Origin of the sequence: Lutibacter citreus (assembly GCF_003260195.1) — a bacterium.
Classification (GTDB): domain Bacteria; phylum Bacteroidota; class Bacteroidia; order Flavobacteriales; family Flavobacteriaceae; genus Lutibacter; species Lutibacter citreus.
In genome coordinates this window covers 737,580-752,858 of sequence record NZ_QEIH01000001.1, presented here as the reverse complement: position 1 = coordinate 752,858, position 15,279 = coordinate 737,580, and the positions used below count along the sequence as shown (strand labels likewise).

General features: G+C 29.2%; 13 protein-coding genes and 1 tRNA gene. 6 read left to right on the top strand and 8 right to left on the bottom strand.

Going from position 1 to position 15,279, the window contains the following annotated elements; all coding sequences use genetic code 11:
- Window positions 1-403 precede the first annotated feature (403 nt).
- The gene (locus tag DAD81_RS02965) at window positions 404-2,590 is read right to left on the bottom strand and encodes a glutamine synthetase III family protein (RefSeq protein ID WP_111706730.1); all 2,187 of its coding nucleotides are present in this window, start codon (window positions 2,588-2,590) and stop codon (window positions 404-406) included.
- Between the two features lie 234 nt (window positions 2,591-2,824).
- On the opposite strand from DAD81_RS02965, the gene DAD81_RS02960 reads away from it, so the two are divergent.
- The gene (locus tag DAD81_RS02960) at window positions 2,825-3,841 is read left to right on the top strand and encodes a glutamine synthetase beta-grasp domain-containing protein (protein ID WP_111706729.1); all 1,017 of its coding nucleotides are present in this window, start codon (window positions 2,825-2,827) and stop codon (window positions 3,839-3,841) included.
- A gap of 71 nt (window positions 3,842-3,912) precedes the next feature.
- Here DAD81_RS02960 and DAD81_RS02955 read toward each other — a convergent pair whose 3' ends face one another.
- Window positions 3,913-4,848, bottom strand: a complete 936-nt coding sequence (locus DAD81_RS02955) for a calcium/sodium antiporter (protein ID WP_111706728.1) — start codon at window positions 4,846-4,848, stop codon at window positions 3,913-3,915.
- Window positions 4,849-5,323: 475 nt separating this feature from the next.
- Between DAD81_RS02955 and DAD81_RS02950 the strand changes: the two genes are divergently transcribed.
- Entirely contained in the window at window positions 5,324-5,473 is a 150-nt protein-coding gene (locus tag DAD81_RS02950) for an SsrA-binding protein (RefSeq protein WP_111706727.1), read from the top strand.
- Window positions 5,474-5,509: 36 nt separating this feature from the next.
- A tRNA-Arg gene (locus DAD81_RS02945) sits at window positions 5,510-5,583 on the top strand.
- A 981-nt stretch (window positions 5,584-6,564) separates the two neighbouring features.
- Here DAD81_RS02945 and DAD81_RS02940 read toward each other — a convergent pair.
- Entirely contained in the window at window positions 6,565-6,876 is a 312-nt protein-coding gene (locus tag DAD81_RS02940) for an isoamylase early set domain-containing protein (protein WP_111706726.1), read from the bottom strand.
- Between the two features lie 415 nt (window positions 6,877-7,291).
- On the opposite strand from DAD81_RS02940, the gene DAD81_RS02935 reads away from it, so the two are divergent.
- The 3 genes from DAD81_RS02935 to DAD81_RS02925 are packed head-to-tail and all read left to right on the top strand — an operon-like array spanning window position 7,292 to window position 10,826.
- The gene (locus DAD81_RS02935; protein ID WP_111706725.1) at window positions 7,292-7,777 is read left to right on the top strand and encodes an acetyl-CoA carboxylase biotin carboxyl carrier protein subunit; all 486 of its coding nucleotides are present in this window, start codon (window positions 7,292-7,294) and stop codon (window positions 7,775-7,777) included.
- A gap of 35 nt (window positions 7,778-7,812) precedes the next feature.
- A complete protein-coding gene (locus DAD81_RS02930) occupies window positions 7,813-9,270 on the top strand; it encodes an acetyl-CoA carboxylase biotin carboxylase subunit (RefSeq protein WP_111706724.1) in 1,458 nt (485 codons plus the stop codon).
- A 14-nt stretch (window positions 9,271-9,284) separates the two neighbouring features.
- Window positions 9,285-10,826, top strand: coding sequence for an acyl-CoA carboxylase subunit beta (locus DAD81_RS02925; RefSeq protein ID WP_111706767.1), 1,542 nt, complete (start codon window positions 9,285-9,287; stop codon window positions 10,824-10,826).
- Window positions 10,827-10,993: 167 nt separating this feature from the next.
- On the opposite strand, the gene DAD81_RS02920 is transcribed toward DAD81_RS02925, so the two are convergent.
- The 5 genes from DAD81_RS02920 to DAD81_RS02900 form a co-directional block, all read right to left on the bottom strand.
- Window positions 10,994-11,269 (bottom strand): ATP-dependent Clp protease adaptor ClpS, encoded by a 276-nt coding sequence (locus DAD81_RS02920; RefSeq protein WP_111706723.1) that lies wholly within the window; start codon window positions 11,267-11,269, stop codon window positions 10,994-10,996.
- 13 nt (window positions 11,270-11,282) lie between these two features.
- On the bottom strand, window positions 11,283-12,323 hold the full coding sequence (locus DAD81_RS02915; protein WP_111706722.1) for a lactonase family protein: 1,041 nt from the start codon (window positions 12,321-12,323) through the stop codon (window positions 11,283-11,285).
- The gene (prmA, locus tag DAD81_RS02910; RefSeq protein WP_111706721.1) at window positions 12,323-13,159 is read right to left on the bottom strand and encodes a 50S ribosomal protein L11 methyltransferase; all 837 of its coding nucleotides are present in this window, start codon (window positions 13,157-13,159) and stop codon (window positions 12,323-12,325) included. Before prmA ends, DAD81_RS02915 begins: the two co-directional genes overlap by 1 nt.
- Window positions 13,160-13,242: 83 nt before the next feature.
- Window positions 13,243-14,001, bottom strand: coding sequence for a triose-phosphate isomerase (tpiA, locus tag DAD81_RS02905; RefSeq protein ID WP_111706720.1), 759 nt, complete (start codon window positions 13,999-14,001; stop codon window positions 13,243-13,245).
- 126 nt (window positions 14,002-14,127) lie between these two features.
- Window positions 14,128-15,204, bottom strand: a complete 1,077-nt coding sequence (locus DAD81_RS02900; RefSeq protein ID WP_111706719.1) for an ABC transporter permease — start codon at window positions 15,202-15,204, stop codon at window positions 14,128-14,130.
- Between the last annotated feature and the right edge of the window lie 75 nt (window positions 15,205-15,279).

Genomic DNA, 15,279 nt, shown 5'->3' with positions numbered 1-15,279 from the left:
ATAAAAATTTTAAATTAATAATTAAATTTATATATAATATTATATAACTATTTTACTCGTTTAATAAATACGTGTTGTTATAAGCTTAATAACAATTCTATAAATTATTAAACAGGGCTATAAACGATTAAGTGGGATTTAAACAATTGAGGTAGTAATCTTTTTTTGCGCAATAACAATTAAAATAAAGCTTTATTCAAATTGCCATATCTAATTTACGAATCAAAACCTCATTTTCAATACAAAATTTAATAAATATTTATAATTTAGAATGATTATATATAGATACTTTGGTTACATATAAAATTACTACTAGAAAACTATAAACAAAAGACTTAAAGTAATAAACAAATGGTACAAAAAACAAAAACCTGACAATTATCAGGTTTTTGTTTTTTGTAAATTAACGAGCAAAAAGAAGCTCCCTGTATTTTGTTAATGGCCAAATTTCATCATCTACCATTAACTCCAATTTATCACAATGATATCTAATCTCATCAAAAAATGGTTTTACTTTAAAACAATAATCTGAAGCTCTTTTCTCTATTAACGTAAGTTTATTTGCTTTTTTTCTTGCAGCTATCATTGCATCAATTTTCATATGTATAGCTTCAATATGGTCTGAAATACGAACTAACAGTTTTAATTGCTCTTTAGCATGGTTCTCAAACTCATCTCCAAAGATTTTTTTTAAACCTGAAACATTTTCAATTAATATATTTTGATATTTAACAGCCGTAGGAACTACATGATTACCTGCAATATCTCCTAAAACACGAGATTCAATCTGAACACGTTTTATATATTCTTCCATATCAATTTCATATCTAGCAATGGTTTCAACCCTGGTCATAACACCCATTTCCTCAAAAATATCAATAGATTTTTTAGAGATTCGAGCTTTTAATGCTTCAGGAGTTGTTTTATTATTACTAAGACCTCTTTTTTTAGCCTCTTTCTCCCACTCTACTCCATAGCCATTTCCTTCAAATAAAATATTTTTTATTGATTTTATGTATTCTCTTAAAACATTAAAAATTGCTTCATCTTTCTTTAAATCCTTTTCAGCTATTAGTGTATCTACTTCAATTTTAAAATCTTTTAATTGTTTAGCTACAATTGTATTTAAAACCGTCATTGGCTTTGCACAATTGGCAATTGACCCAACGGCTCTAAATTCAAACTTATTCCCAGTAAAAGCAAAAGGAGATGTTCTGTTTCTATCTGTATTATCCAATAAAACATCTGGAATTTTCCCTACAACATTTAATTTTAAATCTGTTTTTTCTTCTGGAGACAGCTTTCCTTTTGTTACACCTTCTAACTCTTCTAAAACACCTGTTAATTGAGCGCCAATAAATACAGACATAATTGCTGGAGGCGCTTCATTTGAACCTAATCTATGATCATTACTTGCTGATGTTATTGCTGCACGAAGTAATTCTTCATTATTATGAACTGCTTTAATTGTATTTATAAAAAATGTTAAAAATTGTAAGTTACTCATAGGTGTTTTACCTGGGCTTAGTAAGTTTACATCCGTATCTGTAGATAAAGACCAATTATTATGTTTACCTGAACCATTAACACCAGCAAAAGGCTTCTCGTGTAACAACACTTTAAAATCATGACGCAATGCTACTTTCCCCATAACATCCATTAATAACGCGTTATGATCAACAGCTAAATTTGCTTCTTCATGAATAGGCGCTATTTCAAATTGATTTGGCGCAACCTCATTATGTCTTGTTTTTACCGGAATACCTAGCAACATACACTCCGTTTCTAAATCTCGCATAAAGCTAAATGCACGAGATGGTATTGATCCAAAATAATGATCATCTAATTGCTGACCCTTAGCAGGAGAATGCCCTAACAGCGTTCTTCCTGTTAAATTTATATCTGGTCTACTTCCGGCTAAAGCTCTATCTATTAAAAAATACTCTTGCTCCCAACCTAAAAAAGAAGATACTTTTTTTACATTTTTATCAAAATATTTACAAACAGCTGTAGCGGATTCATCTACAGCAAGTAATGCTTTTAATAGTGGCGTTTTATAATCTAATGCTTCACCTGTATAAGACACAAAAATAGTTGGAATACATAAGGTTGTTCCATAAATATAAGCGGGAGATGTTGGATCCCAAGCTGTATAACCACGAGCTTCAAAAGTATTTCTTATCCCTCCGTGAGGAAAACTTGAGGCGTCTGGCTCTTGCTGAACTAATTTATCCCCATCAAATTTTTCAATTGCCATACCATTTCCTATGGTTTCAAAAAAAGCATCGTGTTTTTCTGCAGTTGCACCAGTTAAAGGTTGAAACCAATGGGTATAATGAGTTACACCTTTAGATAAAGCCCAGTCTTTCATTGAAGAAGAAACTTGATCCGCTATTTTTCGATCAATTTTTTTCCCATGTTTAATTGAACTCATAACTCCATTAAAAGCCTGAACAGTTAAATATTGGCGCATAGTTCTTTCGTTAAAAACGTTCTCTCCAAAAATCTCTGAACGCTTTTTTGTTTCATGAATCTCTATCGGCTTTCTACTTTGTGCTAATTGAATTGCTTTAAATCTTAATGTTGCCATTCCTTAATATTAAATTTTATCACGAATATACAAGAATTTTAAAAATATTTTTTACAAATATTTAGTATTTTTTCAATATTTTTTTTATTATTTTTCATTAACCCTATAAAAAAATAGGGTATCTATAAAAATAATATTGAATATTTAATTTTACCCCCTTATATTTTTATTGTATGCAAGAAATAATTATTTTTGTAGCAATCAAAAAAGAAATCATATAAATTATATTACAATATGGCAAAAATTAAATTAGAGTATATTTGGTTAGATGGATATTTTCCAACTCAAAATATGAGAAGTAAAACCAAAGTTGAAGAGCATGAGAATTTTCAAGGAACAGTAGAAGAGTTAGGACTTTGGTCTTTTGACGGTTCATCTACAAAACAAGCTTCAGGAGGATCATCTGACTGTATTTTAAAACCAGTAGCAATATACCCAGATCCTGCCCGTATTAATGGATGGTTAGTAATGAATGAAGTGATGAATGCTGATGGAACTCCTCATGAGTCTAATGCACGTGCAACTATTGAAGATGATGATAACGATTTCTGGTTTGGATTTGAGCAAGAATACTTTATTATGGATGCTGACAATGATTTACCTTTAGGTTTCCCAAGAGGTGGTTATCCTGCTCCACAAGGTATGTACTACTGTTCAGTTGGTGGTAAAAACACTCATGGACGTGATTTAGTTGAAGAACATGCTGATTTATGTATAGAAGCTGGTTTAAACTTTGAAGGTATTAACCAAGAAGTTGCATCTGGACAATGGGAATACCAATTATTTGCAAAAGGAGCTAAAAAAGCTGGAGATGAAATCTGGATTTCTAGATATTTATTAGACCGTTTAACTGAAGGTCGTGGAATGTATATTGAATACCATCCAAAACCATTAGGAGATACTGACTGGAATGGATCAGGTATGCACGCTAACTTCTCTAACTCTATTTTAAGAGAATGTGGTTCAAAAGATAAATATATTGAGATATGTGAAGCTTTCCGCCCACTGGTAAAAGAACACATTGAAATTTATGGTGAATTTAACGATCAACGTTTAACTGGTAAGCACGAGACTGCTTCAATCAACGATTTCTCTTGGGGAGTTTCAGATAGAGGTGCATCAATTCGTATTCCAATTATAGTTGTAGAAAAAGGATACAAAGGATGGTTAGAAGATCGTCGTCCTTCTTCAAATGCAGATCCATACAAAGTAGCTTCAAGAATTATTAAAACGGTTAAGCCAATTAAATAATCTTTCACTTAATAAGTAAAAAAAAACACTGCAATTGCAGTGTTTTTTTTTACTTATTTTTTTAATAAAAATTAAACTAACATTGTATATATAAAGCCTAAATATAACGATAAAAGAATTAGACCTTCTTTCCAACTCAATTTCATTTTCACTGGTGCAAATACTAACGGAAAAACTAATAAAGCAAAAGCTAGCATCCAATAAATATCACTATTTAACAATCCTTCGTCTGTAACTTTAACTGGAGTAATTATAGAGGTTATACCCAATACTGCCAAAATATTAAACACATTAGACCCAATAAGATTCCCTAAGGATATTGCTTTTTCTTTTTTTAATATTGCTATTATTGAAGCTGCTAACTCAGGAATACTTGTCCCAACAGATACTATTGTAATACCTATAACTCGCTCACTAACATTAAATTTTTGAGCCATTCCTACAGCTCCTTCAATTAATAGTTCTGAACCTCCCCATAAAGCAACACCTCCAATTACTAAAAATAAAACATCTTTATATAAAGGTAGTTCAACATCATCTTCAGGAACCTCATCAACTACCGCTGTTTTTTGAAAACGTAATAAATAAATTAAAAAAACTATAAGCAAGGATAACATTATAATTCCTTCATACCTCACTAATTCACCATCAAATGCAATAAACCCATATAAAAGTAATGATGCAATAATCATCACAGGCCAATCTGTTTTATAAAAACTTTTTTCTACGCTAATAGTAGAAATTAAAATAGTAATCCCTAAGACCAATCCTAAATTGGCTATATTTGATCCTATTACGTTTCCTAATGCAATATCTGCGTGTCCTTCTAATGCAGATCTAATACTAACAATTAATTCTGGAGCTGAAGTTGCAAAAGAAACAACTGTCATACCAATTACTATTTTAGGAATAAGTAATCTTAATGAAAATCCTACTGCTGCTTTCAATAACCAATTTCCTCCCAAGATTAGTAGAATTAAACCAATTACTATAAATAAAAAATCCATAAATATTTTTTTGATGCAAATATAATAGAATATAAATCTTAAAAGTTGATGATTTAAAAATTAGCTAAACTTATTATGTTGTTAAATAGCTATTACTGTAGTTTAAATTTTTTAATATTATTTTCATTTTATAAATACTAGTTACGAAACTAGAATTAAGAATTACAAACATTTTATTTTAACCTAGAAACTTTTAAATACGAACAGTATTAATTCTAATTAAAACATTAACCTATATCACAAAATCTATTTTTAAATCGCATCTTACATTAAATAGGTTTACAACTACTTAGGAATATTTAAATTGAACTATTAACTCTTATATTAAATGAAACTTCTAGAATATTTTTTTTGGACGAACCTTAAACCGCTTACTCTATAAAATATCCTTAGATAGGATTTCAAAAAACCAATAATAACATATCATAAAGATCTTACATTTTGTAAGACTTTTTATTAGTTTTATTTTAGCTATATGAAAAAATCAATTTTTAAGATTATTGCAAAAATCAACAAAATTATCATTCCTAGCTATACAAAAAAAGGAATGGATTTAGCAAAAGCATCAAAATGGCAACTAGCTATAATTGGTTATCGATATTTTGTTACAAAAAATAGTTTGTAAATAATTAAATTATGTTATATTTGCACCCGTTAAAACGGCCTCGTGGCGCAACTGAATAGCGCACTTGATTACGGCTCAAGAGGTTACTGGTTTGAATCCAGTCGAGGTCACAAAATATACAAGCAACTATCTAATTATTAGGTAGTTGCTTTTTTATTAATAGTACTCCCCTCCTAACACCTGCCTTAACTTCTTGTTTTACAATAAATTACTTAGGTCTATTTCTTTTGCTCGTTTCACATTTTAAAGCTTTTCTACGTTCATTTTATCAATATTTCTAGAATTTAATTTAAATACTTATCTTAATTTTAGCTGTTTTAGGAAAGTAAACAACTGTAAAACCATTCTTTTTAATTATTTTTTTATTAAAATTGAAATTTAAAATTGTTTTGCCCTCCATTGAGAATAAAATGATAAAAGGGTAAAACAAGCATTTAATTCAAGGTGAAACTAGATAACCACTTTAAAATTTAATAAGTTGGGGAAATATGATAAAAAAAATGGAAATGGAGAAAAATGGACTTTATAAAAAAACTACCTCCAAAAGTGGTAATAATTATTCAAATCTCTAAAAAAAATAAAACACAACTCAAAAGCTCCTTTTTAAAGTTTTTGTTTTTAGAATTGTTTTTAAAATTATATATAAAAAGTAATAAATCTTTTATAAACACCTACTTATTTTAATTACAATTTCATCTTAAAAATTTCAAAATCATTTCTTTTAAAGCTTTAAATTGAGACGAATAACTCTTTTTTAATATAAATATTAAATATTTTATAAATAAGTTGAAAATTTATCAAATAATTTTTTAATAAAAACAATTACATAAACAACAGTTAATCAGGCTCTAAAAAACAAAAACAGGAACTAGTTTAATTAACTAACTCCTGTTTTAATTTATATATTTAAAAAAATATTTAAATGATGATAAAAGTCATAGAATATAAGAAGCTATTCGTATAAATTTGTCTCATATTTCATTACTTATTGAGATAGGTAATGTTTTTGATTTTTTTAGTTAGTAGTAAAAAAAAGAGAATTTGCAAGTCAAATTCTCTTTTTTTAATTGTGCTAAATAGTAAATCTCTTCTTACAAAGTAACAACTGAATTTTCTTCAGCTCCTAAACCACTATTCACAAACTTATCTGCGTTAGTGTCGTTTACCCATTTTTCACCATCTAAAAGATATTTAAATTGAAATTCCTTTTCAGCAGGTAAATCAATAACAACTTTAAATGATCCATTCTTTAACTTTTTCATAATAACTGGCTCAGCAGTGTTCCAGTTATTGAATTCTCCCAACAAATCAACTCTTTCTGCTTCTAAAGCTTCTTCTTTATCTAATAAGAATGTAACTTTACAAACAGGTTTACTTTTTAAATATTGTTTTTTCAAACTCATAATATTCTAATTTTTAATATGATACTACAAATTTACAGTATCATTCCTTGTTATTTTACAACTCTATTTCCTAATTAATATTCTAAATTAACCCAAATTAATAATTTTTAAATTTTTAGGTTAATTATTAACCAAAAATACTAATTTTTAAAAAAGTTTCAATTCTATATTAACCAATAAGTTTATTCATCTGATTTTTTGGCTAAAAACACATCTTTTCACTTAAATTCATTTTCCACTTTAAACTGACACATAAATCACATCATAAAAAAATGGTTTAATCATATTTTCTCCGCACTTAAAAATAATGAAAAACAAAATCTCTAAAAATTATAAAATTAATTTATTTTTTATATTTCAAAAAATCTCGTAATTTAAAAACTTAATTAATTGAATATCTGTCAATTTAAAATTTATGGGGAAAAAATTCAAAGTAAAAGTAGACGAGTCTTTTGAATTCAATTTAAAAACTTCTGATATAGATCAATTAGATTTAATCAAACTATCAAAAAAGAAAATTCATGTTATCAACAATAACAAATCTTTTAACGTTCATTTAAATGAAGCTCATTTTTACAAAAGAAATTATGTAATCACAATAAATGAGCACATTTACAATGTTAATATTTCAAATCAATTAGATCAATTAATTAATGAGTTAGGATTATCTAGTGGCATCTCAAAAAAGATAAATCTTATAAAAGCTCCTATGCCCGGTATGATCCTAAAAGTTAACGTTATCAAAAATCAACAAGTTAAAGAGGGTGACACGCTTTTAATTTTAGAAGCAATGAAAATGGAGAACTCTATTTTAGCTCCCAAGGATGGAATTATTAAGGCTGTAAACATTAAATGTAACGAAACGGTTGAAAAAGGCGAACTAATGATTGAAATGGATTAGAATTATAGCCTCCTTATTTATATTAAAAATCTATTATGAAAAAAATATTAGTCGCAAACAGAGGTGAAATAGCCATTAGAGTTATGAAAACCGCCCGTAAAATGGGGATAAAAACAATAGCTATTTATTCTGAAGCAGATAGAAATGCACCACACGTAAGATATGCAAATGAATCTGTTTGTATTGGTGAAGCCCCTTCAAGCAAATCGTACTTAAACGGAAATAAAATAATTGAAGTAGCCAAAAAATTAAACGCAGATGGAATTCATCCAGGTTATGGATTTTTAAGTGAAAATGCAAATTTCGCTGAATTATGTGAGAGAAATAACATCATATTTATCGGACCAAAATCAAAATCAATAAAAATGATGGGAGATAAATTAGCTGCTAAAGATGCTGTAAAAAACTACAAAATTCCAATGGTACCAGGAATAGATAGAGCTATTTCCAACCCTCAAGAAGCAATAGAAATTGCACACAAAATAGGATTTCCAATTTTAATTAAAGCTGCTGCTGGTGGTGGTGGAAAAGGAATGAGAGTAGTTCAAAAAGCTGAAAATGTAGAAGAACAAATGCAACGTGCAATCTCAGAAGCAACCTCAGCCTTTGGTGATGGATCTGTTTTTATTGAAAAATATATTACATCTCCAAGACATATAGAAATTCAAGTTTTAGCAGACAGTTATGGGAATGTACTTCAACTTTTTGAAAGAGAGTGCAGCGTTCAAAGAAGACATCAAAAAGTATTAGAAGAAGCTCCTTCAAGTATCCTATCTGAAGAATTAAGAAATAAAATGGGAGAAGCAGCAATTATGGTTGCTAAATCATGTGACTACTTAGGTGCTGGAACTGTTGAGTTTTTAATTGATGATAAGTTAAATTTCTATTTTCTTGAAATGAATACTCGCTTACAAGTTGAACATCCTGTTACTGAACTAATTACTGATGTAGATCTTGTAGAACAACAAATTTTAATTGCAAGAGGACAAGAAATCACAATTAAACAAGAAGATTTAAAAATTAATGGTCATGCACTAGAACTTAGAGTTTATGCTGAAGATCCTTTAAATAATTTTTTACCAAGTGTTGGTAAATTAACTACTTATAAAATTCCTACTGGTAAAAATATAAGAGTTGATAACGGATTTGAAGAAGGAATGGAAATTCCAATTTATTACGACCCAATGCTCTCCAAATTAATAACTTACGGCAAAACAAGAGATGAGGCCATTCAATTAATGATTGACGCCATTGAAAACTATAAAGTAGTTGGTGCAATGACAACCTTGCCTTTTGGAAAATTTGTTTGCAAACATGAAGCTTTTAGATCAGGTGCTTTCAATACTCATTTTGTTGAAAATTACTACACTCCTGATAAACTCGAAAAAGAACTTAAAGAAGAAGCCCAATTAGCCGCTTTAATTGCTTTAAAAATTCATTTAGATGAGCAGAAAATATTAAAAATACCTGGCGCAAACTACCTAAATAAATAATTATGGATAAAGAAATGAACACTAAAATTGAAAAATTAGATAAAAGAGTTGCGTTAGCTCATTTAGGTGGTGGTAAAAAACGAATAGCCAAACAACATTCTAAAAAGAAACTAACAGCTAGAGAAAGAGTAGCTTATTTACTAGATGAGGGTTCCTTTGAAGAAATGGGAGTATTAGTAACCCATAGAACTACTGATTTTGGTATGCAAGACCAAATTTTCTTTGGAGATGGTGTTATAACTGGTTATGGAACCATAGATAATAGATTAGTTTATGTTTTTGCTCAAGATTTTACTGTTTTTGGAGGTGCTTTATCTGAAACTCATGCTGAAAAAATTTGCAAAATTATGGATGCTGCAGTAAAAGTTGGAGCTCCTTGTATTGGCTTAAATGATTCTGGAGGTGCAAGAATTCAAGAAGGAGTTCGCTCCCTAGGTGGTTATGCAGATATTTTTCATAAAAATGTTCAGGCATCTGGAGTAATACCTCAAATATCCGCAATTATGGGACCATGTGCTGGTGGTGCTGTATATTCTCCTGCAATGACTGATTTTACAATAATGGTTGAAGACACCAGTTATATGTTTGTCACAGGCCCAAATGTTGTTAAAACTGTAACAAATGAAGAAGTTACTTCTGAAGAGTTAGGTGGAGCAAGCACACACTCTACCAAATCTGGAGTTGCACATCTTACTTCTGCAAATGATATAACTTGCTTAAATGATATTAAAAAACTATTAAGCTACTTACCGCAAAGCAATAAAGAAACAACTAAAAAGCTTCATTATGTTGTTGGTGAAGAATTACGTGAACATCTTATTAATCTAATTCCTACAGATGCTCACAAACCATATGATATGCATTCTGTAATTGGTGGAATTATTGATGAAGATACATTTTTTGAAATTCAGAAAGATTATGCAGAAAATATTATAGTTGGCTTTGCAAGACTTGCGGGAAGAAGTATTGGAATAGTTGCCAATCAACCAATGCAACTTGCGGGTTGTTTAGACTCTAACAGCTCCATAAAAGCAGCAAGATTTACTCGTTTTTGTGACTGCTTTAATATTCCTCTATTAGTATTAGTTGATGTACCCGGTTTTTTACCAGGTACCGATCAAGAATGGAATGGAATTATTAAAAACGGTGCTAAACTACTATATGCTTTAAGCGAAGCTACCGTTCCTAAAATTACGGTTATTACCAGAAAAGCATATGGAGGCGCTTATGACGTAATGAATTCTAAACATATTGGTGCAGATATGAATTTTGCCTGGCCTACAGCAGAAATAGCAGTTATGGGAGCTAAAGGAGCCGCCGAAATTATTTTTAAACGAGAAATAGCAAACGCAGAAAATCCTGAAGAAAAACTAAAAGAAAAAGAAGCTGAATACGCCTCTTTGTTTGCTGACCCTTACAAAGCTGCTAGGCGTGGTTTTATAGACGAAGTAATTTACCCTAAAAACACACGAAGAAAATTAATTAAAGCGTTTAAAATGCTTGAAGGAAAAGAAATTAATACCCCAAAAAGAAAACATGGAAATATTCCTTTATAAAATTATACTTTAGAAAAACCACTAAATATAAAAATATTGTAAGAAGATGTTGTATCTTACGTCTAACATTAAAAGAGTTAGTTTTTCATTTTTTAAATTAATAATGTTCTTTTGGTTAATTATAATAACTCTTTTTTGGAAAGGTCAGCATTTTAATGGTGACCTTTTTAAATTATTTCTGCAGACAAACCTTTTGTTAATAATTTTGAACACCTAGGTTCAAGGTCTTTATATTCTCCTGTTTTCACAGTACATTTTCCTTTATAATGAACTAAAATAGTACATTGTTCTGCTTGCTCTAAAGTATGTTCACACACTTCAATTAATGAATCAATTACAAAATCAAAAGTATTAACCTCATCATTAAAAAGCACTAATTCGTATTGATTTACTTCTTTTTCAAGAGTATCAACTTCTTCCTGTATTTTTCTTTCCGTACTCATAATTTCTACTAATTTATAAAAATTTCAAACAAACTATAGATTCTGCCGTTTTAATTTTAAACACTTCTGTTAATTTTATAGCGTTTAAATCCCTTTTAAAAACTGTTATATTATTTGAATCTTGATTTGAAACTATCAACCATTTTTCATTTGGTGAAATGGTAAAATCTCTTGGAGTTTCTCCCCCAGAATCTTTCTGATCTAATAATGTTAACTTTTCATTTTCTATATTAAAATTAAAAACGGCAATTGTATTACCCCCTCTATTTGAAACATATAAAAATTTCCCATCTGAACTCATTTTAATACCAGCTGCAGAAGGTGTTTCTTCATAATTTTCGGGCAAAGAACTTACTGTTTCAACTACTTTAAATTTAGAATTCTCTTTTTTTAATATTGAAACTCCTCCTGTTAGCTCATTTATAACAAACCCCAATTTACCTAAAGGATGAAAAACAATATGCCGTGGCCCTTCACCTAAAGGGATACTAATTTTATAATCTTCAATTAATTTGTTTTCTTTTAAATTATAAACAACAACTTTATCGATACCTAAATCTGGAACAAAAATTTGATTCCCATTGCTTTCAATCATATGCGAATGTGCACATTCTTGTCTTTCTACATTTACACTTGTTCCAACATTATTAATTGTTTGAGAAGTTGGTTCTAATGAACCATCTTTGTTTATTGGGTATAAATGAGTACTTCCTGTTTCATAACACACCACACCTAAAGTTACATCATTTACTAAATTTAAATGACAAGGTAACCCACCTTCAATAGATTGTTGGTTAATTAATTTTAATGAATAATCCTTATTAATTATAAACGAAAGAACCACTGGTTTCTTATCTTTTGAAACCTCTTCAAAACTAAATAAATATTTTTTATTGTTTGAAATAGCAATATAACTTGTATTTCTTCCTAAAAAAACATGGAGTAATTTTAAAGCTCCTGTAGTTTCATTAAAATCAAAACAATAGATTCCCTTTCCTGTTCCAAATAGGCCAGGTCCAACATCTTCAGTATAAGAACCACCATATAAAATCATTATTCAAAAATATATTTTAAAGATACCCAATTATTACGTTCAATTATTTTATCTATTTTCATTCCGTATTTAGAAACTTCAGCGTCTAAAATTGGAATGTCATTTTCATAAAAACCACTAAATAAAATTGTTCCATTTTCATTTAAACAACTCATATATGATTGCATATCATTAAGTAAAATATTTCTATTAATATTTGCTATAATTACATCATATTTTTTGTTTAATAATAAAGAAGCATCACCTTCATAAACTGATATTTGGCTACAATTATTACGCTCAACATTTTCCATTGAATTTTCATAACACCAATTATCAATATCAATAGCATCAATTGGTTGCGCACCTTTCATTTCTGCAAAAATTGCTAAAATCCCAGTTCCACAGCCCATATCTAACGTTTTTTTGTTGGTTAAATCCATCTCCAACAAATGTTGCACCATCATATGAGTAGTTTCATGATGTCCTGTTCCAAAACTCATTTTTGGCTCAATAACAATATCGTATTTTAAATTAGGGTTCTCATGAAAAGGCGCTCTAATACTTACCATATCATCCACTTGAATTGGGTTAAAATTCTTTTCCCATTCACTATTCCAATTAGTTTGCGCAATAACTTCTTCTACATAAGAAATTTCAAACTCTTTAGAATTTAATATTTGAATATCTTCTAATATCTCTGCATTCCAATCTACCTCTTGAATATAAGCGGTAACTCCGTCTTCATTTTCAACAAAACTTTCAAAACCTGCAAAACCTAATTGAGCAATTAATATTTCTGTTCCTGGTTCTTTAGGTAAAACCGTAAAATTGTATCCAATATATTTTAAATCCATAATCTTATTTTTCAGCATACAAAAATACGGTTTCCTTTTAACATAAAAGAAAACCGTATTTAAATTTTATTGTTCTAATTTCTTTAGAAAGATTTTACTAAAGCAATAAAGTTATCAGCATTTAATGCAGCTCCACCAATTAAACCACCATCAACATCTTCTTTAGAAAATATTTCTTTAGCGTTTTTAGGGTTTACACTTCCTCCGTATAATATTGATACGTTTTCAGCTACTTCTGCATTGTATTTAGCAGCAACAATTTTTCTAATAAAAGCGTGCATTTCTTGCGCTTGTTCTGGAGATGCAGTTTCACCTGTACCAATAGCCCAAACTGGCTCATAAGCTAAAACTATGTTTTTCCAAGCATCTGCTGGTAAATGGAATAAACCATTTTTAATTTGACTTTCAACAACATTAAAGTGGTTACCAGATTTTCTATCTTCTAAAACTTCACCAAAACAGAAAATTATCTCTAATCCATTTGCTAATGCAGCATCAACTTTTTCAGCTAAAATAGCATCAGTTTCACCAAAGTATTCACGTCTTTCTGAGTGACCTAAAATAACACTTTTTAAACCTAATGAAGTTAACATTTCAGCAGAAATTTCTCCTGTATAAGCACCACTTTTTGCTTGGTGCATATTTTGTGCAGCAACTTCAACATTAGAACCTTTTGCAACTTTAACAACTTCGCTAATATTTACAAAAGTTGGAGTAATAATTACTCTTGTGTTATCTAAAGCTAAATCTTTAACATTATTAACTATTTCACCAGCTAATTGTACCGATTCTTGAACGTTTTTGTTCATTTTCCAGTTACCTGCAACAATTTGTTTTCTCATGATATTATATTTTTGATATTATTGTTCTAAATTAACCCTACAAATTTACAATTAAAAGCCTAAAAACTAGCTTAAAACAAGTCTGGATTGCGCAATCGTTTTCGATTAATTTTTGAAGTAAAAAGGCTATTTAATTCTTATTTTAGGATCTAATAATCCATAGATAATATCCACCAAAATATTAATTACAATAAACATTGATGCTATCACTAAAACGCTTCCCATAATTATAGGTAAATCCAATGTATTTAAGGCGTTTACAATTTCTTTTCCCAGTCCATTCCAATTAAAAATATACTCTACAAAAACAGCTCCTGCCAATAATGAAGCAAACCAACCACTTATTGCAGTTACAACCGGATTTAAAGAGTTCTTTAATGCGTGAGTTTTTATTATTTTAAAGGTTGAAAGTCCTTTCGCTTTTGCAGTTCTTATATAATCTTGATTTAATACTTCTAGCAATGAATTTCTCATTAATTGAATTACAACAGCCAACGGGCGAATTCCTAATACTATTGAAGGTAACAACAAGTTTCTCCATTCAATGTATACTTTATCACCAAAATCATCTACCTCATACAAACTTCCTGTCATATTCAAATTTGTGTATTTATGCAATACAAAACCAAACAACCAAGCAAATAAAATAGCAGAAAAAAACGATGGAACACTCATACCTAATGTACTAATAATTGAAATAATTCTATCGAAAAAAGAATCTTTGTATAACGCAGATAGTATTCCAAAAAAGATCCCAATAATAATGGCAATTGTAATAGCCGAAACAGCCAAAATTGCAGTATTTGGTAATGTTTCTCTAACTACTTCTGAAACATTTTTATCGTTCATTTGAAATGATTTACGCAAATAAGGATATTTTACAACTATAGTTTTTTCACTAGAAGAAAACACTTTCGAAAAAGAATATTTCTGATTATCTAAGTAAGTATAATTTTCAGGATTTGTACTATGAATAGAAATTGGAGACAAATCATTTAAATAATATAAATATTGTGTAGAAATTGGCTGATCAAAACCATATTTCTTTCTAATATTTTGAAGTTGTTCAGTATCTTCTCGCTGATCAAGCATCATACGAGCAGGATCACCAGGCAAAATATTAAACAAAAAGAATATGACCGTAACAACCCCAAAAAGTGTTAAAATCCCGTAAAATATTTTATTTATTATATAGTTAAACAATACAGATTATTTATTGAACAAATATAGCTTAAACTATTAAAATTACTACTTTTGCGTAATTCTTTATTCAAAACT

Bases quoted from the DNA above. Each gene is read 5' to 3' on its own strand.
- DAD81_RS02965 (WP_111706730.1), bottom strand. From the start codon at position 2,590: ATGGCAACATTAAGATTTAAAGCAATTCAATTAGCACAAAGTAGAAAG.
- DAD81_RS02920 (WP_111706723.1), bottom strand. From the start codon at position 11,269: ATGAGTACGGAAAGAAAAATACAGGAAGAAGTTGATACTCTTGAAAAA.
- DAD81_RS02955 (WP_111706728.1), bottom strand. From the start codon at position 4,848: ATGGATTTTTTATTTATAGTAATTGGTTTAATTCTACTAATCTTGGGA.
- DAD81_RS02925 (WP_111706767.1), top strand. From the start codon at position 9,285: ATGAACACTAAAATTGAAAAATTAGATAAAAGAGTTGCGTTAGCTCAT.
- tpiA (WP_111706720.1), bottom strand. From the start codon at position 14,001: ATGAGAAAACAAATTGTTGCAGGTAACTGGAAAATGAACAAAAACGTT.
- DAD81_RS02935 (WP_111706725.1), top strand. From the start codon at position 7,292: ATGGGGAAAAAATTCAAAGTAAAAGTAGACGAGTCTTTTGAATTCAAT.
- DAD81_RS02915 (WP_111706722.1), bottom strand. From the start codon at position 12,323: ATGATTTTATATGGTGGTTCTTATACTGAAGATGTTGGACCTGGCCTA.
- DAD81_RS02930 (WP_111706724.1), top strand. From the start codon at position 7,813: ATGAAAAAAATATTAGTCGCAAACAGAGGTGAAATAGCCATTAGAGTT.
- DAD81_RS02960 (WP_111706729.1), top strand. From the start codon at position 2,825: ATGGCAAAAATTAAATTAGAGTATATTTGGTTAGATGGATATTTTCCA.
- DAD81_RS02940 (WP_111706726.1), bottom strand. From the start codon at position 6,876: ATGAGTTTGAAAAAACAATATTTAAAAAGTAAACCTGTTTGTAAAGTT.
- prmA (WP_111706721.1), bottom strand. From the start codon at position 13,159: ATGGATTTAAAATATATTGGATACAATTTTACGGTTTTACCTAAAGAA.
- DAD81_RS02950 (WP_111706727.1), top strand. From the start codon at position 5,324: ATGAAAAAATCAATTTTTAAGATTATTGCAAAAATCAACAAAATTATC.